This is a genomic window from Streptomyces sp. NPDC007875, from assembly GCF_042868035.1.
Lineage (GTDB): Bacteria > Actinomycetota > Actinomycetes > Streptomycetales > Streptomycetaceae > Streptomyces > Streptomyces antimycoticus.
Window position 1 is genome coordinate 447,541 of the sequence record NZ_JBIADZ010000004.1, and the last position, 19,312, is coordinate 466,852.

Annotated in this window: 11 protein-coding genes and 5 pseudogenes; 10 read left to right on the top strand and 6 right to left on the bottom strand. The window is 72.1% G+C overall.

The window, feature by feature from the left end; translation table 11 throughout:
• Nucleotides 1–66: 66 nt before the first annotated feature.
• Nucleotides 67–2,262 carry an MMPL family transporter gene (locus ACFYOY_RS11370; protein ID WP_351899255.1) on the bottom strand — a complete coding sequence of 732 codons (2,196 nt, stop codon included), beginning with the start codon at nt 2,260–2,262 and terminating at the stop codon, nt 67–69.
• Nucleotides 2,263–2,500: 238 nt separating this feature from the next.
• On the opposite strand from ACFYOY_RS11370, the gene ACFYOY_RS11375 reads away from it, so the two are divergent.
• The 5 genes and pseudogenes from ACFYOY_RS11375 to ACFYOY_RS11395 all read left to right on the top strand — a co-directional run.
• Complete coding sequence (locus ACFYOY_RS11375) at nt 2,501–3,775, top strand: sensor histidine kinase (protein ID WP_388586177.1); 1,275 nt, start codon at nt 2,501–2,503, stop codon at nt 3,773–3,775.
• A 28-nt stretch (nt 3,776–3,803) separates the two neighbouring features.
• Nucleotides 3,804–4,084 (top strand): annotated as a pseudogene (locus tag ACFYOY_RS11380) (hypothetical protein); the annotation flags it as partial.
• Nucleotides 4,081–4,161, top strand: a pseudogene (locus tag ACFYOY_RS11385) (hypothetical protein); the annotation flags it as partial. The pseudogenes ACFYOY_RS11380 and ACFYOY_RS11385, both read left to right, overlap by 4 nt.
• 74 nt (nt 4,162–4,235) lie before the next feature.
• On the top strand, nt 4,236–5,072 hold the full coding sequence (locus ACFYOY_RS11390) for a hypothetical protein (protein WP_388586180.1): 837 nt from the start codon (nt 4,236–4,238) through the stop codon (nt 5,070–5,072).
• A 206-nt stretch (nt 5,073–5,278) separates the two neighbouring features.
• A pseudogene (locus tag ACFYOY_RS11395) lies at nt 5,279–5,479 on the top strand (glyoxalase); the annotation flags it as partial.
• 37 nt (nt 5,480–5,516) lie between these two features.
• On the opposite strand, the gene ACFYOY_RS11400 reads toward ACFYOY_RS11395, so the two are convergent.
• A complete protein-coding gene (locus tag ACFYOY_RS11400) occupies nt 5,517–6,926 on the bottom strand; it encodes a hypothetical protein (protein WP_388586182.1) in 1,410 nt (469 codons plus the stop codon).
• Nucleotides 6,927–7,178: 252 nt separating this feature from the next.
• On the opposite strand from ACFYOY_RS11400, the gene ACFYOY_RS11405 reads away from it, so the two are divergent.
• The 4 genes from ACFYOY_RS11405 (at nt 7,179) to ACFYOY_RS11420 (ending at nt 11,474) form a co-directional block, all read left to right on the top strand.
• The gene (locus ACFYOY_RS11405) at nt 7,179–7,301 is read left to right on the top strand and encodes a hypothetical protein (RefSeq protein ID WP_351899231.1); all 123 of its coding nucleotides are present in this window, start codon (nt 7,179–7,181) and stop codon (nt 7,299–7,301) included.
• Nucleotides 7,289–7,489 carry a DUF397 domain-containing protein gene (locus ACFYOY_RS11410; protein ID WP_351899225.1) on the top strand — a complete coding sequence of 67 codons (201 nt, stop codon included), beginning with the start codon at nt 7,289–7,291 and terminating at the stop codon, nt 7,487–7,489. Before ACFYOY_RS11405 ends, ACFYOY_RS11410 begins: the two co-directional genes overlap by 13 nt.
• Nucleotides 7,490–7,576: 87 nt before the next feature.
• Nucleotides 7,577–8,224, top strand: coding sequence for a response regulator transcription factor (locus ACFYOY_RS11415; RefSeq protein ID WP_351899220.1), 648 nt, complete (start codon nt 7,577–7,579; stop codon nt 8,222–8,224).
• 115 nt (nt 8,225–8,339) lie between these two features.
• Nucleotides 8,340–11,474 (top strand): alpha-N-acetylglucosaminidase TIM-barrel domain-containing protein, encoded by a 3,135-nt coding sequence (locus ACFYOY_RS11420; RefSeq protein ID WP_388586185.1) that lies wholly within the window; start codon nt 8,340–8,342, stop codon nt 11,472–11,474.
• 131 nt (nt 11,475–11,605) lie between these two features.
• Here the strand turns inward: ACFYOY_RS11420 and ACFYOY_RS11425 are convergent.
• Nucleotides 11,606–11,731: pseudogene (locus ACFYOY_RS11425) on the bottom strand (rod shape-determining protein); the annotation flags it as partial.
• A gap of 86 nt (nt 11,732–11,817) precedes the next feature.
• On the opposite strand from ACFYOY_RS11425, the gene ACFYOY_RS11430 reads away from it, so the two are divergent.
• Entirely contained in the window at nt 11,818–13,767 is a 1,950-nt protein-coding gene (locus ACFYOY_RS11430; protein ID WP_388586188.1) for a hypothetical protein, read from the top strand.
• A gap of 573 nt (nt 13,768–14,340) precedes the next feature.
• On the opposite strand, the gene pulA is transcribed toward ACFYOY_RS11430, so the two are convergent.
• From pulA to ACFYOY_RS11445, 3 genes and pseudogenes are all read right to left on the bottom strand, one after another.
• Nucleotides 14,341–16,995 (bottom strand): pullulanase-type alpha-1,6-glucosidase, encoded by a 2,655-nt coding sequence (gene pulA / locus ACFYOY_RS11435; protein ID WP_351899204.1) that lies wholly within the window; start codon nt 16,993–16,995, stop codon nt 14,341–14,343.
• A gap of 319 nt (nt 16,996–17,314) precedes the next feature.
• Nucleotides 17,315–18,703, bottom strand: a pseudogene (locus ACFYOY_RS11440) (alpha-amylase family protein); the annotation flags it as partial.
• Nucleotides 18,704–18,973: 270 nt separating this feature from the next.
• Nucleotides 18,974–19,306 (bottom strand): putative quinol monooxygenase, encoded by a 333-nt coding sequence (locus ACFYOY_RS11445; RefSeq protein WP_078641034.1) that lies wholly within the window; start codon nt 19,304–19,306, stop codon nt 18,974–18,976.
• Between the last annotated feature and the right edge of the window lie 6 nt (nt 19,307–19,312).

A 19,312-nucleotide genomic window follows, 5' to 3' on the forward strand; every position in this document is an offset into this window, starting at 1 on the left:
AGGAGCCTGTCCGGCACGGCGGGCGCGAGCGCACGGTGCGCGTGCGGCCTGAGTTGGACCCGCGCCTCAGCGGCCCGCCCCCACCAGCGGCGGCCGCGGCCGCTCCACCGGCTCCTCGCCGTGGTCGAGGCTCGGCAGCCACCGCAGGGCGCGCGGCAGATACCAGTTGCGCTCCCCCAGCAGCGCCATCACCGAGGGCAGCAGCACCATCCGCACCAGCGTGGCGTCCACCAGCACCGCGACCGCGAGCCCGACGCCCATCTGCTGCATGTCCTGCATCCGCAGCAGCGCGAAGACCGCGAACACGGCGACCATGATGGTGGCCGCCCCGGTGACCGAGCCCGCCGTCGTCCGGATGCCCTCGCGGATCGCGTCCCGGGTGGCGAGGCCCCGTTCATGTGCCTCCCGGATCCGCGAGACCACGAAGACGTGGTAGTCCATCGACAGCCCGAAGAGGATGACGAGGACGAACAGCGGCATCCACGACTCGATCGCCCCGGCCGGCTCCATCCCCAGCAGCTCCGCGCCCCAGCCGTGCTGGAAGACGGCGGTCATCGTGCCGTACGCGGCGCCCACCGACAGCAGGTTGAGCAGGATCGAGACGAGGGCGATCGGCAACGACCGGAAGCAGAGCAGCATCAGAACGAAGGTCACGGCGGCGATGAAGAGGAAGACCGGTGCGATGTCGGTCTTCAGCTGGTCGTTGAAGTCGCGGCTCCCGGCGAGCTCACCGCTCACATACACCTGATCGGATACCGGCCCGAGGATCTTCGGCACCAGATCGTCCCGGAGGGTGTCCAGGGCGTGCCGGGAGGTGGCGTCCTGACCGTTCCCGGCCAGCGGCACCTCGATCCGGGCCACCCCCTTCGTACGGTGCGCCTCGACGTCGACCGTCCTGCCGAACCGCCCGGACGCGGCGAGTTCCTTCTTGAAGTCCGCCACGGCCGCCTCGAAGCGGGGCGAGGCGATCTCGTCGGAGCGCAGCACCACCTCGGCCGGGGCGGGGCCGCCGGGGAAGGAGCCGGTGATCTCCTGGTACGCCACGGTGATCGGGGCGTCGGAGCCGAACTGCTTGTCCATGCCGAGCTGTTCGGTCTTCATCCCGAGGGCGGGCGCGGACAGCACCAGCAGCAGCGCGCCCGATACGACGGCGAACAGCTTCGGCTTGGCCAGGACCGGCCGCATCAGCCTGACGGTGACACCACCGCTGGTGTGCACGCCCTTCTTCCGGCGGCGGTTGAGCAGCGGCACCCGCCCGGCGTCGATCCGGTCGCCCAGCCAGGACAGCATCGCGGGCAGCACGGTCACCGAGCCGAGCATGGCCATCAGGACGACCAGGATGGTGGCGACCGCGAAGCCGTGGAACAGCAGCAGCCCGGACAGGAACATCCCGGACATCGCCAGCATGACCGTGACCCCGGAGATCAGCACCGCCCGGCCGCTGGTGGCGGCGGCGATCCGCAGCGCGGTCCCGGCGTCCCGGCCCGCGGCCCGCTCATCGCGCTCCCGTCGCAGGTAGAACAGCGAGTAGTCGACGCCGACGGCCAGGCCCACCAGGAACATCACCGAGGTGGTGGAGTCGAACATGGGCAGCTTGTGGCTGACCAGGGCGAGCAGTCCGAAGGTGCCGACGCAGGCGGTCACCGCGAGCAGCACCGGCAGCAGCGCGGCGACCAGCGCCCCGAAGACCACCAGCAGAATGCCCAGCGCCAGCGGTACGGCGGTCAGCTCGGCCTTCTTGAAGTCATTGGTGAGCATGTCGTCGAGCCGGTGCTGGGCGGTGGCGTCGCCGAACTCGTAGACCACGATGCCCCGATGGGCCGACTCGGTCTTCTTCACCGCCTCGACGACCGGCTCCACCCGCTTCCCGGCGGTGTCCGGGTCGCCCTTCATCTCAAAGCTGATCAGGGCCTCCCGTCCGCTCTCCGAGCGCACCGGGGGCTGGACGCGCACCGCCTCACCCGTCCGCTCCAGTCGCGCCGTAAGGTCGCGGGCCGCGTCCCGCCAGCCGTCCGGGCGATCGCCGCGCAGCATCACCATCTCCCCGGCCGGGGTCTGGAGGCCCGCGTCCTCCAGGATCTTCTCCGCACGTGCGGAATCGCCCGTACCGTTCTCGGAATTGGTCATCTGCCGGGAGCCTGACATTCCGCCGACCACGGCGACGACCACGACGAACAGCAGCCATCCGGTGATCGCGGTCTTGCGGTGGCGAGTGCTCCACCCACCCAGCCGCACGGCCAGGCCCTTCCTCGTTGCGCTCATGGCGTCTCTCCCCGTGAGGTACGGACGGAACAGGTCATGCCACGACGCTAGAAAGCCGCAGGTCCGCGCCCCAGCCGGGCAGCCACCCAGTCGCCGAGCCATAGGGCGATGCGGGGAGGTGGTGCCAGGTACACCCCGGGACGGTGTCCGGCCCCCGTGTCCGGGCGGCGGGCCGCTGACACACTGAGGAAGCCCGCCGGTGCGGGCATGACGTTCCGACCAGCGAGGGGGAAGCCGGATGAAGGCACGTGGAGCGCTGACGGCCTGTGCACGGGGGTTCGCCGTCTCCTGGCTCGCGCTGGTGTCGATCGCCCTGTCCGTGCTGACGATCGTGTCGATCAGCTTCATCCCGCTGGGCATCGGGGTGTTCACCACCCCTCCCCTGATCCGCGCGGTGCGGGCGCACGCCAATCGGCGCCGACTGCTGGCCGCCGCCTGGGCCGATGTGCGGATCCAGCTGCCGTACCGCCCGCTGCCGGCCGACCGGCGCTCCGGGGTCACCGGCCAGGTGGAGCTGTGCACCTTCCTGCTGAAGGACCCGGCGACCTGGCGCGATCTGCTGTGGCTTCAGGTCGACATGACGGCCGGGTACGCCATCGCGCTGCTGGCCTTCGCTTTCATGCCGTACGGGCTCGAGGGGTTCGTGCTGGCCGCCGGGGTGTGGGAGCCGATCGTGGACGCGGGCGGCACCTACTGGTACGCGTTCCTGCCCATCGACTCGCTGGGCACCGCCCTGCTGGCCGTCCCGGTCGGCGTCGGCTTCATGGCCCTCGGCTCGGCCCTCTCCCCCCTCCTGCTGCGCGGCCACTTCCTGCTGGCCCGCTCCTTCCTGGACCCGACCCCGCACATGGCGCTCGAGCAGCGGGTGCGGCGGCTCACCGAGACCCGGCACGACGCCGTGGACACCTCCGCCGCCGAACTGCGCCGCATCGAGCGCGATCTGCACGACGGCGCCCAGGCCCGGCTCGTCGCCATGGGCATGAGCCTGGGCACCGTGGAGGCCCTGATCGAGAAGGACCCGGCCAAGGCCAAGGAGTTGCTCGCCGCGGCCCGTACGAACTCCGCCGAGGCCCTGGCCGAGCTGCGCGACCTGGTCCGCGGCATCCATCCGCCCGTACTGGCCGAGCGCGGCCTGGGGGACGCGGTGCGTGCGCTGGCGCTGCGGATGGCGGTGCCCGTGGAGGTGGACGTGGACCTTACCGGCCGCCCCGACGAACCGGTCGAGTCGGCGGCGTACTTCGCGGTCAGCGAGGCGCTGACCAACGCGGCCAAGCACGCGGGCGCCTCGCGGATGTGGCTGGACATCCACCACCAGGACGGCATGCTGCGCATCACCGTGACCGACGACGGCCGCGGCGGCGCCCGGATCACCCCGGAGGGCGGGCTGAGCGGCGTCGAGCGGCGCCTGGGCACCTTCGACGGGGTCCTCGCGGTCAGCAGTCCGACCGGCGGGCCCACCATGGTGACGATGGAGATCCCCTGCGCCCTCTCGGCGCAGGGCGCCGCCAGATGACCCGCCGCCGGGGGAAATCCGGCGGCGGGACGCGCCGCCCGGCCTGGCCGGCGAGGTGCTGCGGATATGGCACACCCGCCTGGACCCCCAGGGCCGCACCAGTGTGGTCCGCCTCAACCCGGGTACGACGTGGAGGACTTCGACGTACGGCGGCTGGCGCGGGAGGTGCCGACCGTGGGGGTGCGGGACGCGGAGGACCTTCCGGCCCTGGTGGAGCTCGCCCAGTTCGCGGAGGGCCGCACCCGCGCGGCCGAGCTGTGGACTCATATGGACGCCCGCGTACGACGGTTCCTGGAAGTGGAGGGATGAAGCAGGACAGGACGCTCGTGGCGCTCACCGGCCTGACCGCGCTGCCCTACCAGGTGTGGGGCGCGATTCGTCTTGTACCGCTGGTGCGGGAGGAGCCGATCACCGATCTGCGCCTGGACGACCGGCTGTACGGCGAAATGACTTCGCGGCCGTGGCGGTCGACCGGCGCACCGCGTACTGCTCGTACATCCCGCACGGTTACGTGGCGAACTGGACCGACGACGGCACCCCCGTGTCCTCCTACGGCACCCGGCTGCGGCAGGACGCCGACGGGCCGCGCCCCGCGTGCGTTCCGCTGCGCCTCCACCGCCGGATGACCCGCCGCGTCGACAAGAACCGGGTGCGCTTCCTGCCTCTCCACCTGGCCCTGGAGGGCTGTTTGGCGCTGCACTTCGGCGGCCCCGCGGTGGTGTGGGAGGAGTGGTCCCACCGGGCGGTCAGCCGGGGTCTGTCCCCGAGGGTCGAGCAGGCGCATCTCGGGGCCGAGGTGGAGGGGCTGCGCGACGCGCTGCGGGTCTTCGAGATCCGCCCCGGCCAGTGCGGGGTCATGGTCTACGCGGCCGACGCCCTCACGGCCGCCTTCGTGGTGCCGCACCCCGACGACTACCGCGCCCTGCACCCCTCACTGGTCCCGGACCTTTTCGGGGAGCTGATCCACCACTACACCGCGCTGTACGGCTCGGTCCCGGAGTTCCGGGCCCGGATCCGCGACGGCGCGGTGGGCTCGCTGGCCGAGCTGCGGGCGGAGGCCGCCCGGCATCAGCGGGAGTGGGCGGAGTTCCACGACCACACCACGGCAGGCGGGCTGCTCGACGAGTCGTACTCCCTCCAGCGCGTCCGCACGATGGGGCCTTTCGCCCTGTCCCGTTTCCTGCCGCTGAGCCGCGACCAGCTCGCCTCCCGTGTGGAGCACGCGAGGTTCGGCGCGCTGCTGCGCCAGGACATACGCGACCACTACCGCGCGGCGGCGCGCGGGACGGCGCCCTGACGAGCTGGCTGCGCCCTCGCCCTGACGGCCGCCGCCCTGCTCTCCGCCCGCACGTCCCGCCGTGACGCCCTCGGCTGGGCGGTTCTGGCCACCGTCGGCTGGGTCTCCTGCTGCTCCCCCACTACGCGAAAAACGAGGCGGGCGGCCGGCACCGCGTGAAGTCGTCGGTCAGAAGAGGGGAGCTGTCGACGAACATCCGTCGCGTGATGCCGATCGTCCACTCCGAGGACGGGGAGATGGAGCAGAACCGGGACTTCTACGGCCGGCTGGGCTTCGAGGAGGTCATGAACCACGGCTGGATCATGACCCTCGCCTCCCCCACCACCCCGGCGGCCCAGGTCAGCTTTATGACGAGCGACAAGACCGCACCGGTCTCGCCCGACCTCAGCGTCGAGGTGGACGACGTCCTGGGCCACCGCTGACACTCCACCGCGCCGCGCGCGCTCAGTCAGTGATGTACCAGTCGTCCTTCATGTACTCCAGGGTGCTGGTCCCGATCTCGTTTTCGGAGAAGGTGACGGAGGCCTTGACCGCATCGGCCGGAATGTCGATCTTGGCGGGGCTTCGTACGACGACCTTCTGCGGGTCGACCGTCGCGGTCTGCAGAGCCTTCTTCTGCGTAGGCGAGATCATCTGGAACGTGACGAGGAACGTGGACGTGCACGGACCGAACCCCTGGTCCTCCGCCTGCTTCGCCGCGGGCCCGGCCACCTCGCAGACCGTCTTGATGTCCTCCCGGCCCACGGCGTGCAGATACTCCTCGTACCGCTGGATCGCCCCTTCCTTCGTCCTGGGCGCGGCCTGGTCCGTGGGCTGTTCTGTGGGCTGTTCTGTGGGCTGGTCCGTGGGCTGGTCCGTGGGCTGGTCCTTGGGCGGATCCGTCGGCGGCTTGTCGGCGGGCCCGCAACTGTCGTTGGTGAAGATGCCCGACAGCAGACGCCCCGGGCGCGGGCCCATCGGCCCGTTGAATCCGCTCACATGCTGCTGCGACCCCCACCACCCGGCGTACCCCCACCAGGGCTCGCGGTTGACAGGGCGGGCGTGCTCCCAAGTGCGCCACTCGGCGCCGCCCTTCGAGGGCCGATCGAGGGTGCCGTTCACCCACTGGTTCTTATCGGTCGGATAGGAGCCGTGTGAACCACGCGCCGAGTACACCGTCGGATGCCCGTCCTGCGGATCCAGTTCCGACCACTTCACGCTGCACGTATCCTTGCCGTGCTTCGCGAACGTCACCGCCTCCGGCTTGCCGTCGTGCAACTGGACCGCGACGCGCTCCCAGTCGCCCTCGTGCCGGTTGCCCGGAGTCAGGTTGTTGTAGGCGTAGAAGAACCAGTAGACGTACGCCGCGCGCTCCGTGTCGGTCTTGTGGTTGTGGTACTCCCAGTAGACCGGCGCGTCAGTGCCCTCGCCCTTCCGCACCTCCTTCGGCGGGTCGAGATAGAAACCGCCGTCGGCCTCGGTCGAGGTGTGCCACTTGTCCCCGTGTCCGGGGCAGGACACCGGCTTGGACGAGGACTTCCCCGGCTGCACGTCCGCGTGCTTGTAGGGACTGTCCTTACTCCCCAACCGCCGCGGGTCGGGCGGATCGGCCACCGGTCCCTCGTCACGGCAGAAGCCGTCGTGGTCGAAGCGCAGCGCGGACCGCCCGATGAACCGCGTCGCGTCCATCGGCAACAGCGACTCCCCCTTGGCCAGCCGCACCAACGGCGCGAACCGCGCGGCCTCGGCCGCGGACCCCTTAGAAGGCTCCGCCCCCGTCCACTCCTTCTCCTTCTCCTTCTCCGGCCCGCACGCCACCAGCGCCACCGAAAGCGACACCGCCACGCCCACCATCACCCGCATCCGACCCAGCACCGGCTCCCCCTTCGTTCGCCCGCCACCAGCCAGCAGCACGTCAAGAGGACATTACGCGGAAGGCGGCAGAACGGTTCCCCGCGCGGGGCGCCCAACCCACAGGGCCGCCCCGCGCGGAGGCCCTCCCCTTACGCTCAGCCGTGCTGCTCCTCGGGCTTCGGCGGCGCGAGGGCGAACCACACCGCCTTGCCGTACCTGGAAGACGCGGCCTCCGTCGCCAGATACGACGAGCACTTCGCTAGGTTGGAAGCCATGGCGCTGGCCCCCATCGACGCCCCGGCGGCACCAGAGACCCGCATCGCCAAGGACTCGCTGGGGCTGATCCAGCGCATCCTGTATCCCTTGCTCCAGGAGAGGCATCGGTGTCTCGGCTGATATGGCGGAAGTCAAGCTTCAGCGAAGGAGGAGCCGTCAACTGCCTCGAGGTCGCCACCGACCCCACCGGCACCCCCCACCTCCGGGAAAGCGACGACCCCCACACCGTCATAACCACCACCCCCACCGCCCTCCGCGCACTCCTCCGCACCATGGAAACCGGCGCCCTCGACCGCCCGGGCCACTGATCCCCTCCCGCTCACCGCACAGCGGTACATTCGTCGGATTCGGTCACGTCCCCCACCCCAGGGGCCCGACGAAGTCTTGGAGCCGCCGTGCGCGTTGTCCTCGCCGAAGACCTCTTCCTCCTGCGGGACGGGCTGGTGCGGATGCTGGAGGCGTACGACTTCGAGGTCGTGGCCGCGGTGGAGAGCGGGCCCGAGCTGAGCAAGGCGCTGGCCGAGCTGGATCCGGATGTGGCGGTGGTGGATGTGCGGCTGCCGCCGTCGTTCAGCGACGAGGGGCTGCAGTGCGCGCTGGCGGCGCGGCGGGCGCGGCCGGCGCTGCCGGTGCTGGTGCTGTCGCAGCATGTGGAGCAGCTCTACGCGCGGGAGCTGCTCGCGGACGGCAGTGGGGGCATCGGATATCTGCTCAAGGACCGGGTCTTCGACGCCGATCAGTTCATCGACGCGGTGCGGCGGGTCGCCGCGGGGGGCACGGCGATGGATCCGCAGGTGATCTCGCAGCTCCTGGACCGGCGCGCCCAGGACAAGCCGCTGGGGCGGCTGACGCCGCGGGAGCTCGAGGTGATGGAGCTGATGGCGGAGGGGCGGTCGAATACGGCGATCGCGGCGCAGCTTTTCGTCACCGAGCGGGCGGTGGCCAAGCACACCTCCAATATCTTCGGAAAGCTCGGTCTGCCGCCGTCGGACGACAACAACCGCCGGGTGCTGGCGGTGCTGGCCTACCTCGACCGAGGCTGATGGTCCACGGCCCCGGGAACCGGCACCTCCCCGTGCGCCCCATTGCTCCCACCCCACAACGCTGGTTAAGTGCCTTGTCCATATGACCCATTGGCCGTTGTCCGTTGGGGGGCGCATGAGCGACCTGAGCAGACGCACGCTGATCGGAACCGCCGGAGCACTCGGGGCCGGGGCCACGCTGGGGAGCCGCATCCCCGCGGTGGCCGATGAGCCGCACGACGCACAGGACACCGCCGTGACCGGATTCGACACCGCTCCCGCGCGAGCCGCCCTGCGACGGCTGCTGCCGGAACACGCCGATCAGTTCCGGCTGGTGGCGCTGGAGAAGCGGGGCGATGAGGAGCGGTTCGAGGTCGGCGGGTCCCCGGGGCGGCTGACGGTCTCCGGGACCAGCCCGGCGGTGCTGCTCACCGGGGTGCACTGGTACCTCAAGTACACCTGCCACGCCCAGATCACCTGGTCCGGCGATCAGCTGAACCTGCCGGGGAAGCTGCCCGCGCCCGCCAAGCGCGTCACCCGCTCGACCGCGCTCCCGCACCGTTTCGCGTTCAACGACACCCATGACGGCTACACCGCGCCGTTCGCCGACTGGGACCGCTGGGAGCACCTGATCGACGTCGCGGCCCTGCACGGCTGCAACGAACTGCTGGTCACCGCCGGTCAGGAGGCCGTCTACCACCGGCTGCTCCAGGAGTTCGGCTACACCGAGACCGAGGCGCGCACCTGGCTCCCCGCCCCCTCCCACCAGCCGTGGTGGCTGCTGCAGAACATGAGCGAATACGGCGGCCCGGTGTCCACCGCGCTCCTGGCCAAGCGCACCGAGCTGGGGCGGCGGATCGCCGACCGGCTGCGGGAGCTGGGTATGCGGCCGGTGTTCCCCGGCTACTTCGGCACCGTTCCCGACGGCTTCGCGGACCGCAACCCGGAAGCCCGTACGGTGCCGCAGGGCGACTGGAACGGGCTCAGGCGGCCCGACTGGCTCGATCCGCGCACCGAGTCGTTCCGGAAGGTGGCCGCGGCCTTCTACCACCATCAGCGCGAACTGTTCGGCGAGGCCGGGCTGTTCAAGATGGATCTGCTGCACGAGGGCGGCGATCCCGGCGACGTCCCGGTGCCCGATGCCGCCCGCGCGGTGGAGACCGCGCTGCGGACCGCCCGCCCCGACGCCATCTGGGTGATCCTCGGCTGGCAGGAGAACCCCCGCCGCGATCTGCTGGACGCCGTCGACCACGACCGGATGCTCGTGGTCGACGGGCTGTCGGACCTGGACACCGTCACCGACCGGGAGAAGGACTGGGGTGCGGTGCCGTACGCGTTCGGCACCATCCCCAACTTCGGCGGCCGCACGACGATCGGCGCCAAGACCCATATGTGGACGCAGCGGTTCACCGTCTGGCGCGACAAGCCGGGCAGCAAACTGGTGGGCACCGCCTATATGCCGGAGGCGGCCGAGCGGGACCCGGCCGCGTTCGAGCTGTTCAGCGAGTTGGCGTGGCGGGAGGAGGCGGTGGACCGGGCCGAGTGGTTCCGCTCGTACGCCGATGTGCGCTACGGCGGGCGGGACGCCAAGGCCCGGGAGGCGTTCGCCGCGCTGCGCGACACCGCGTACGAGATCAGCAGCAAGGACGGCCGCCCGCATGACTCGGTCTTCGCCGCCCGCCCTTCCCTGACCGCCCGTTCGGGCACCAACTACGCGACCCACACCCCCGCCTTCGACCCGGCCGGCTTCGACGTGGCCTTCGCGGCGCTGTTGGGCGTACGCGCCGGGCTGCGCGACAGCGACGCCTACCGCCATGACCTCACCGATATCGCGCGGCAGGCGCTCGCCAACCGCTCCTGGCAGCTGATCCCCCAGCTCCAGGACGCCTACGGCCGTAAGGACCGCACGGCCTTCCGGACGCTGGCCCGGCTGTGGCTCAAGCTGATGCGGCTCAGCGACGATATGACCGGCGCCCACCGGCGGTTCCTGCTGGGCCCGTGGCTCGAGGACGCCAAGCGGATGGCGTCGGGCGAGGAGGAGTCGGCCCAGCTGGAGCGGGCCGCGCGCACCCTCATCACCACCTGGGCGGACCGCGCCACGGCGGACGGCGGCAGGCTGGCCAACTACGCCAACCGCGACTGGAGCGGCCTCATCGCCGACTTCCACCTCCCTCAGTGGCAGTCGTATCTGGACGAGCTGGAGGACGCGCTGTCGGAGAACCGGCCCCCGCGCGCCTTCGACTGGTTCGCCGTCGAGGAGCCGTGGACACGGGAGCGCACCAGCTATCCGGTGCGGCCTACGGCGGACGCCCACCGCACCGCCCAGCGGGTGTACGAGGCACTGGCCAAGGCCCCGTACCAGGGCACGCTGACCGTCACCGCCGAGCCCGCCTCCCTGCCACCCGGCGGCACCGCGTCCCTCACCGCAGCCCTGCGCAACGTCAACGGGCTGCGCCCCACCGGCCGCGTCGACTTCGACCTCACCGTGACCGGTCTGGAACCGGTCCCGGACGGGCCGACCCGGCTGCCCGGCGTCCCCGCGGGCGGCACGGGCGAGGTCCGCTGGCGCGCGACCGCGCCCGACGAGCCGCTGGAGCACCCGCTCAAGCCGCTGCCGTACGAGCTGGGCGTCATCTACGGGCCACGGGGCGAGGACCGGGTGCGGGCCGTGCGCACCGGGACGCTGTGGATCGCCGGACCGCTGGCGGACGGCTTGCGGACGGTCACCAACAGCGGTGCGGCCTTCGGCCAGCTCGACGAGCGGTTCGCGATCGACGGCGCGGGCCAGGACCTGTGGAAGGGCACCGCCGAATTCGGCTCCGTCTACCGCGACGGCGTCCTTACGGTGGGCACGGCCATCACCGTGAAGGTGACCGCCCAGGCGGCCACCGGGCCCTGGGCGCGGGCCGGGATCATCGTCCGCAACGACCTCGCCACGGCGGGCTCCCCGGGGTTTGTGAACCTCTCCGTCACCCCGGCCAACGGGGTCGTCCTGTCCTACGACTCGGGCGGCGACGGCACGCTGGACACCTACCAGCGGATCACCGGCGTCAAGGCGCCCGTCCTGCTGCGGCTGACCCGCACCGCGGCCACCTCCTACACCGGCGAGCTGTCCACCGACGACGGCGCGACCTGGCGGAAGGTGGCCACCGTGACGGCACCGGGCGCGACGGCCGTGCAGGACGCCGGGATCTTCATGACCGCGGCGAACGGCGGCACCGGGGCCCGCGGAACGGTCGAGTTCAGCGGCTGGAAAACCAGTACGCCGTAGCGGGTTGGCGTCAGTGGCGGGGCGGGGCTCAGGGGGTGTCCGGCGGATCATGATGCCTGCGGCGGGCTGCTGCCCTCCCCGCCCCTCCTCTCAGCATCGATATGCGGCTCCGCCGCGTGGTGGGGCTCCGCCCCAGACCCCGGCCGGACGACCCGGATGTGCGCGGGCGTCCGCCCGGTCATCCGCCGCGCCGGCGGGCTGACCGCGATCAGCCCGCCGGTGCCGGTGTTCACGGCGGCGACGGTCGGCTCGTCGACGCCCGGGGCCAGGGGCGGAGCCCCCTGCCACGCGGCGGACACCCCCGTAGAGGTGACCAACCCGGCCCGCCACTCGTTCACGAACCGTGGACCAGCACCAGGCGACAGTCGCCCCCGACGACGAAACCACCGGCCTGATCGACGTCGAGCAGGCCGAGGCCGCCATCGTCGAGCACTATCCGCGGCTGGTGCGGCTCGCGTATCTCATCCTGCCGCCCGGCATCGGGCGCACCCGCCGGGTGCTCGCGGCGCATGCCCTCGCCCAGCGCGCACTGCCCCGCAACCGGGGTTACGGCACGGGCCCGGACCCGCACCCCGATGTCGAACTGCCCTGGCAGCGCGGGACGAAGGGGCCGGGGGCCGACACGGGCTATGCCTATGTGCGGCTGCGGGTGCTGCGCCTGGCGCTGCGTGCCGCCCGGCCGCGGCGCTGGTGGCAGCGGCCCCCGGCGCTGCCGCAGGTGTTCGGGCTGCGGCTGTTCCCGCGCTCCGGCGGGGCCGATGAACTCGCGCTGGAGCGAGCCCTGTCCGAGCTGTCCGGGCCCGGCCGCGCCGCGTATGTGCTGCGGGAGCTGGAGCGGCTCGGCGAGCACGAGGCGCGCACCCTGCTGCGTGCCGCGGGGGTCGCCGACGCGCGGGCCGCGCTGGACGAGGCGGATGCGGTGCCGGAGCAGGTCGGCAGCCGCGACGGATCGCTGCTGGAGTCCCCGGAGTTCGACCCGTGTTCGCTCCAGGCGCGGCCCACCGATCTGATGCGCCGCCGTCAGCATGTGCGGGCGGTGCTGGTGGCCGTGGTGGCGCTGGTGGTGTGCGGGACGCTGCTGGGCGTGCCGGGGCGGGGCTGGGGGTCGACCGGTGCGGCCGCGCCCTCGTACGCCCGTAATCCCTCCTCCGAACGGGCCCTGAATCCGGCGCGGTTGACGCGGGTCGCGCCCGACGCCTGGCGCTCCGCGTCCCGCGCCGGGTTCTCCTCCTGGCCCGCGCGCGGTGACCGCGTCCGGGACACCGCGCTGCTGCGCCGCGCGCTGGCCGTCTGGGCGCGGCCGGGCCGCTCCGTGCGGGTGTCGGCCACCATGGGCACGCAGTCCGGGCCGCCCTCCGGGCCGCCGCAGCTGCTGTTCGCGGGCGAGGTGGACCAGGCCACGGTGGTGCTGCTGTACGACGGGCTGCGGGTGGCGCGGTACGCGGAGGCGGGCGAGGGCGGTGCGGCCGCGCTGGACTTCGCCCGGCTGGACGCGGCCGACGCGGCCACCTCGACCGCGCTGGTACTCAGCCGCACGGACGGCAACGTCCGCTATCTGACAGCCCCTTGGGTGCGCCATGCCTGGGTACGGGATCTGCTCCACCCGAACGGGGCGCCGCGTCCGCTGCACCGCACCGGGCACGGGGTGACCGACCCGGTGCGCACCGTTCCGCAGCTGCGGCCCTGCCGTGGCTGGCCCGCGATGCAGTTCGGCTCCCGGCTCGTGGCCGACCTGGGCGAACTGGCCCCGGCCCGGCTCACCTACGGCACCCCCGGCGCCCCCGGCGGCGGTGTGCGCGATGTGGCGGGGCGGGCGGCCCGCGCGAGCTGGGCCAGGACCGGGTGCCGACTGGCGATGATGCGCGGGCGGGGGGTGCGCTCGGTCAACGCCTGGCGGTTCGCCGCCCAGGCCCTGCCGGAGGCGGGCGGCCACGCGGCCTGGCTGTGCACCCGCGCCGATACCTGGCGGGACACGGGCAGCAAGGTCCTGGCCCAGTTCCAGCCGTGGGGCACCCGCCGGGGCGCGGCGGGTGCGGTCGTCTCCAGCGCCGACAACTCCCCCGCCTGCGGCCCTCGTGAGCCGCGGGTGCTGGCGGGGGTGCTCTGGAAGGCACGCTCCGGCCAGTGGTATCTGCTGGCCGCCGGAAGCCGTCAGGTCACCCGGATCGTCGCCACCGGCGGCGTCCGGGGCCGCTCCCACGGCCGCGGCCTGACCCTCCCCGCGAAGGCGGGTGCCCGCGCCGACCTGAAGGCCCGGCTGGCGGACGGTGGCCGGCTGAGCCCGTTGCGCTAGGGGTGTCCGGCGGGTCCTGACGCCTACGGCGGGCTACTCCCCTCCCCGCCCCATCCCGCAGCGTCGATATGCCGCTCCGCAGCGTGGCTGGGGCTCCGCCCCTGGACCCCGAGGTCCGGGGGCGGAACTCTGCCACGCGGCGTGGCCGCATATCGATGGCTGCCGTCGATCGTCCGCGGCGCCGTCTGGCCGGTCTCGCCCCGCGGCGGAGCCGCACATCGACACAGCCCCGCGCCCAGGGGCAAAGCCCCTGGCAATGGGCACAGGCGGCAGGCTGCTCCCCGTCCCGCCCCTTTCCACAGCATCGATACGCGGCTGTGCCCCATGGCGGGGCCCCGCCCCAGAACCCGGGATCCAGGGGCGAGGCCCCCGGCAACGGGAACCGGCAGAAACCGAGGCTCTGCCCCAGACCCCCGGGGCCCAGGAGCAAAGCCCCGGCAACCGGAACCGGCGGAAACTGGGGGCTCCGCCCCAGACCTCGGGGCCCAGGGGCGGGGCCCCTGGTAGCGGGAAGGGGCGAGGAGGGGAAAGCATCGATATGCGGCTTTGCCGCGTGGTCCGCCGGGCCCCCGCCTAGCCCCCAGCCGCGTAGACGGCCACCGTACGGCCGGGCACCGTGAAGGTGCCGCTCGCGCGCTCGTACCGGGACGTCTTCACCGTGGCGTCGGCGCCGTGCGCCTGGACCGGGTGCAGGGTGTACGGGCTTCCGGCCAGGTCGGGGACGGTCTGTGACTGCCGGGACGGGGTGGCGTTGAAGACCACGACGAGCCGGCCGAGCCGCATGGTGATGACGCCCGGCGTCTCCCCGGTCCCCGACAGCGGGAAGGACAGCGCCTTCTGCACCTCCTCCGCCGTGGCCTGGCTGAACGCCTTCTCGGTGGTGCGGATCCGCAGCAGATCCCGGTAGGCCGCCGAGGCGCCCGTGATCTCGGGGCAGCCGGGGCGTGCCGCAGGGTTGGTCAACAGGGCTTTGGCGTACGGCCACTTGGGCTCGTTGTCCGCCGCCGGGGGCAGCCCCCGGCCAAAGCCGTTGCCGGACGCGCAATCCCAATGGATGGCGTTGAACCAGTCCCCGCTGTCGAAGGAGTTGCGGTCCAGCGACTTCGAGCGCAGCAGGTCGGTGCCGGCCTGGCTGAGCGCCGGGCCCTGGGAGAGGGCGGCGGTGGCCAGGGCCAGCACCTGTGCCCGGGCCCGGTCGGCGGCCGAGGTGGCGGCGGGCAGCTTGTAGGCGAGCGCGTCGTAGAGGGTCTCGTTGTCATGGGCGTCGGCGTAGGCGAGCGCGTCGCCGGGGGCGGCGGCGTAGCCGGCCGGGGAGCCGTTGTAGTCGACCTCGGAGCCCTTGACCCGGCGTCCGCCGGTGTCGGTGAAGCCGTAGTCGGCGAGGTTGCCGGAGAGCCCGACCTTGATCAGGTCCTGGGCGTGCAGCAGCCGGACCCGCTGCTCGTCCGGGCTCCCGTTGGCGGGCGACCCGTTGGGGTCGGTGAAGAGCCCGGAGGCGAAGCCCTGGACGCGGGGGTCCTCGTCGAACGGCCCGCCGCCGCGCACCGCGTCCCGCGCCCGGTCGCTGAAGGTGGCGATGCCGGTGCCGGCCATATTGCGCTGGGTGGCCTGGACGAAGCGGGCGTCGTCGGCCACCTCACCGAAGTTCCAGCCCTCGCCGTAGAGGATGATCGACTTGCCGTCCACCCCGTCCTTGGCGGGGGTCAGGGCGTCGAGGGCCTTGCGTACGGCCAGGATGTTGGCCTTGGGGTGGTGGCCCATGAGGTCGAAGCGGAAGCCGTCGACCTTGTACTGCCTGGCCCAGGTGACGATCGAGTCCACCACCAGCTTGCCCATCATCGCGTGTTCGGGCGCGGTGCCGGGGCAGCAGGTGGAGGTGGCCACGCCGCCGTCGTCCAGCAGCCGCTGGTAGTAGCCGGGCACGATCCGGTCGAGCACCGACTTCTCGTCCTGTCCGGCGGCCACGGTGTGGTTGTAGACCACGTCCATGACGGTGCGCAGCCCGGCGTGGGCCAGGCCCTGCACCATCTGCCGGAACTCGCGGGTGCGGGCCGGGCCGTCCGGGTCGCTCGCGTAGGACCCCTCCGGCACGGTGTAGTGCAGCGGGTCGTAGCCCCAGTTGAAGCCGTCCTTCGCCGCCGTCTCGGCCACGCACTTCTGCTGCTGGTCGGAGTCGGCGGGCAGGGCGGCCAGATCGCAGCCGGGCCTGGCCTGGTCGGACCGCCGCTCCGGGACGGTGCCGAAGTCGAAGGCGGGCAGCAGGTGGACGTACGAGGTGCCGGACCGGGCCAGCCGCCCGAGGTGCCGCATCCCGTCCGAGTCGGGATCGGTGAAGGCGAGGTACTGGCCGGGGTGAGCGCTGGTGCGGTCCGCGATGGAGAAGTCGCGGATCTGCAGCTCCTGGATGCGGGCGTCGCGCAGCGGGACGGCCCTGGGCTTCTGCAACGCGGCCCAGCCGGCGGGGGCGAGCCGGGGGTCGGCCAGGTCGGTGACCAGGCTGCGTGCGGAGTCGGCGGTCAGGGCGGTCGAATAGGGGTCGGTGACCTCGTTGGTGACGGTCTTGCCGACGCTCGGCGCCCACACCTTGACCCGGTAGCGGTAGGGCTTGTCCCGCCAGTCGGGGCTGCCGGTCACGCTCCACACCCCGCTGCCGGGGTCCCGCCGCATGGCGACGGTGCGCCCTTCGAGGTCGAGCGACACGCTTTGGGCGGTCGGCGCCCACACCGAGAGGGTGGGGCGAGCCCCGTGGAAGACCGGACCGAGGCGGGCCGAGCGCGCCCGGTCCGCGTAGAGGTCGTCCAGGACGCCGGGGATCTGCACCCCGGTGCGGTGCAGCACGTGGTCGTGGTCGTCGGCCGCGCGCTGCACGGCGGCGAGGGGCCCGCGCAGCGCGGTGGCGGCCTTGTCGCGGTCGCGCGGGTCGAGGCGGTAGGCGGGACGGCCGGCCAGATGGGGGTAGGCAGCCTTCTGGGCGTCGGTCAGGGAGGCTGGGGTCAGCCGCAGGGTGCCGCCGTCGGCGTAGCTCAGCTCCTCGACGGTCTCGGCGGTGTGCTCGGCCTTCCACACGACGGTGGCGCGGTCGATCCACTGCGCCTCGGCGGGCCCCGCTGAGGTGGCGGGCGCCGCGGCCCGGGCGGTCTGCGATACGGCGGGCACGGCCGCCGCGCCCAAGGCCAGGGTGGCGAGCGCGGCGGCGGTGCGAAAGAGGGTGGCTCTCGGGGGTTTCACGGGGCTGGTGGCTCCTTGAGGTGTGGTGTGGGTGCGGGCTCCGCGCCCCCGCTCCCCGGGCGGGGCCGGAGGCGGCCTCCGGCCCCGCCCGGGGAGCGGGGGCGGACGTCGGGGGCGATTCGATGCCCGGGGCAGTGGCGGAGCCCGGGGCCTGGTGCGGTACCTGATGCCCGGGGCGACGGCCGGGCAGGCGGAACCCCGGGGCCCGGGACACGGGCCCCGGGCCCAGGCCAGGAGCGGAATCCCGGGCCCAAGCCGGAACCCCGGGGCAGGGGCGGAGCCCCTTGCCTCCGGGGCCGCCGGTGAAGGCCGCGGCCTACCCGCAGCTACGGGCGCCGGTGTGCAGGGCCACCGCCGTATTCGCGCCCAGCGTGGCGGTGAACTTCCCCGAGGAGTCGACCGTGACGGCCTTGCCGCTCTGCACATCGCAGTAGCCGCCGGCCGGGAGCGAGGTCTGGAAGCTCTGGGTGAGGGAGCCGCTTTCGTGGTTGATGGCCACGTACGCCTTGTCGCCGCGTCCGAAGGCGATGGCGTTGTTGCCGTTGTCCCACCAGTTGGTCACCGATGCGCCGCGGGCCGTGTTGCGGAGGGCGACCATGCTCATGATCTCGGGCCACTTGTGCTGGCACTTCCAGCCGTCCTGGTAACAGGCGCCCACCGTGCCGCCGTTGGGCGGGCCCGCGTCGTTGTCGCTGAACTCGTAGCCGGAGTGGACGTCCGGGGAGCCGTAGGGCCAGGCCAGCATGAAGACGTTGGCGAGGGTGTAGTCGGCGCCGTTCTTGTAGGTGAGGGTGGAGCCGTTGCGCTCGGTGTCCCAGTTGTCGACGAAGACACCGGACTGGCCGCTCGCCATATAGCCCCAGCCCTCGCCGAAGTTCTTCAAAGACGCCAGCTTCTCGCCCTGGAACACCCGCTTGAGGTCACGGCCGTAGCGGAACTCCTGCACATCGCCGTTGCGCAGATACTCCGTCGGGGAGACCGCCTCGCCCTCGCCGTAGATGACCTCCTGCTTCCAGTAGACGCCGGGGTCGCTCAACTGGCTTTTGATGGCGGCCAGGTCCTCGGTCGGGATGTGCTTGGCGCCGTCGACGCGGAAGCCGTCCACGCCGAGCGAGAGCAGGTCGTTCAGGTACTGCGCTATCCGGGTGCGGACGTAACTCTCACCGGTGTCCAGGTCGGCGAGGCCCACCAGCTCGCAGTGCTGCACATTCCAGCGGTCCTGGTAGTTGCTGATCTGCGAGGTGCAGTCGTCCATGTCCTGGGCCTGGTAGATCCCGGGATAGGTGTACTTGGTGTACGAGGAGCCGCCGGTGCCGGTGCCGGATCCGGCGGACATGTGGTTGATGACCGCGTCGGCGACCACCTTGACGCCCGCCGAGTGACAGGTGTCGATCATGTTCTTGAAGGCGGTGCGGTCGCCGAGCCGCCCGGCGATCTGGTAGCTGACGGGCTGGTAGGAGGTCCACCACTGGCCGCCCTGGATGTGCTCGGTGGCGGGCGACACCTCGACATAGCCGTATCCGGCGGGGCCGAGGGTGCTGGTGCACTCCTTGGCGACGGAGTCGTAACGCCACTCGAAGAGTTCGGCGGTGACGTCCTTGGTACCGGGCGGTGTCGCCTGAGCCGTCTGCGGGGGCAGCGCGAAGAGGGCCACCGAGCCCGCCGCGAGGGCGAGTGCGGTGGCAAGGGAAATGCGGTTGCCGGCCATCGTTCCTCCGTGGGGGGGGAAGAGCTGGGGTGACGATTGAGCCTCATGCGGCAACGCGCCATGCCCGTAAGGCCAGTTGAAGGTTCTTGCTGCAAGACGTCAGTCCTGGGGTGGTGACCGGACCGTACTCGCGAGTTCTCCTCGTTGCAAGACCTTTCGCAAGCCATTGCGGCGGTGTTAAGTTCAACCCCGTTCTCCGGTCCGGCCGGTCGGGGGTCCGGTCAAGGGCCCCACGCGCCCGGCCGGCCGGACCGGTTCGACGGCCATGGATCAGTCGCGGTCCTCGACGGCCATTTCCCCGAGGAGGGACCAGTCCTCCTGCGGGACGTTCATATTGACGATCCGCGGAGTCGCGGCGAGATGCGGCGGCAGGGTCCGCTGCGCTGCCTTGAAGTGCGGCGAGTTGACGTGGGCCGCACCGGCCTCCTCGTCGCGGAACGCCTCGACCAGGACGTACTCGTCCGGGTCCTCGACACTGCGGGACCAGTCGAACCACAGACAGCCCGGCTCGGCGCGGGTGTCCCGGGTGAAATCGCCGGCGATCTCGGGCCACCGGTCCGCATGCTCGGGCAGAACACGGAACTTCGCGGTGATGAAGATCATTTGGGG

Excerpts from the sequence above, each read along its gene's own strand:
- ACFYOY_RS11370 (WP_351899255.1), bottom strand. The coding sequence starts at position 2,262 with ATGAGCGCAACGAGGAAGGGCCTGGCCGTGCGGCTGGGTGGGTGGAGC.
- ACFYOY_RS11375 (WP_388586177.1), top strand. The coding sequence starts at position 2,501 with ATGAAGGCACGTGGAGCGCTGACGGCCTGTGCACGGGGGTTCGCCGTC.
- ACFYOY_RS11445 (WP_078641034.1), bottom strand. The coding sequence starts at position 19,306 with ATGATCTTCATCACCGCGAAGTTCCGTGTTCTGCCCGAGCATGCGGAC.
- ACFYOY_RS11405 (WP_351899231.1), top strand. The coding sequence starts at position 7,179 with ATGGCGCTGGCCCCCATCGACGCCCCGGCGGCACCAGAGACCCGCATC.
- ACFYOY_RS11420 (WP_388586185.1), top strand. The coding sequence starts at position 8,340 with ATGAGCGACCTGAGCAGACGCACGCTGATCGGAACCGCCGGAGCACTC.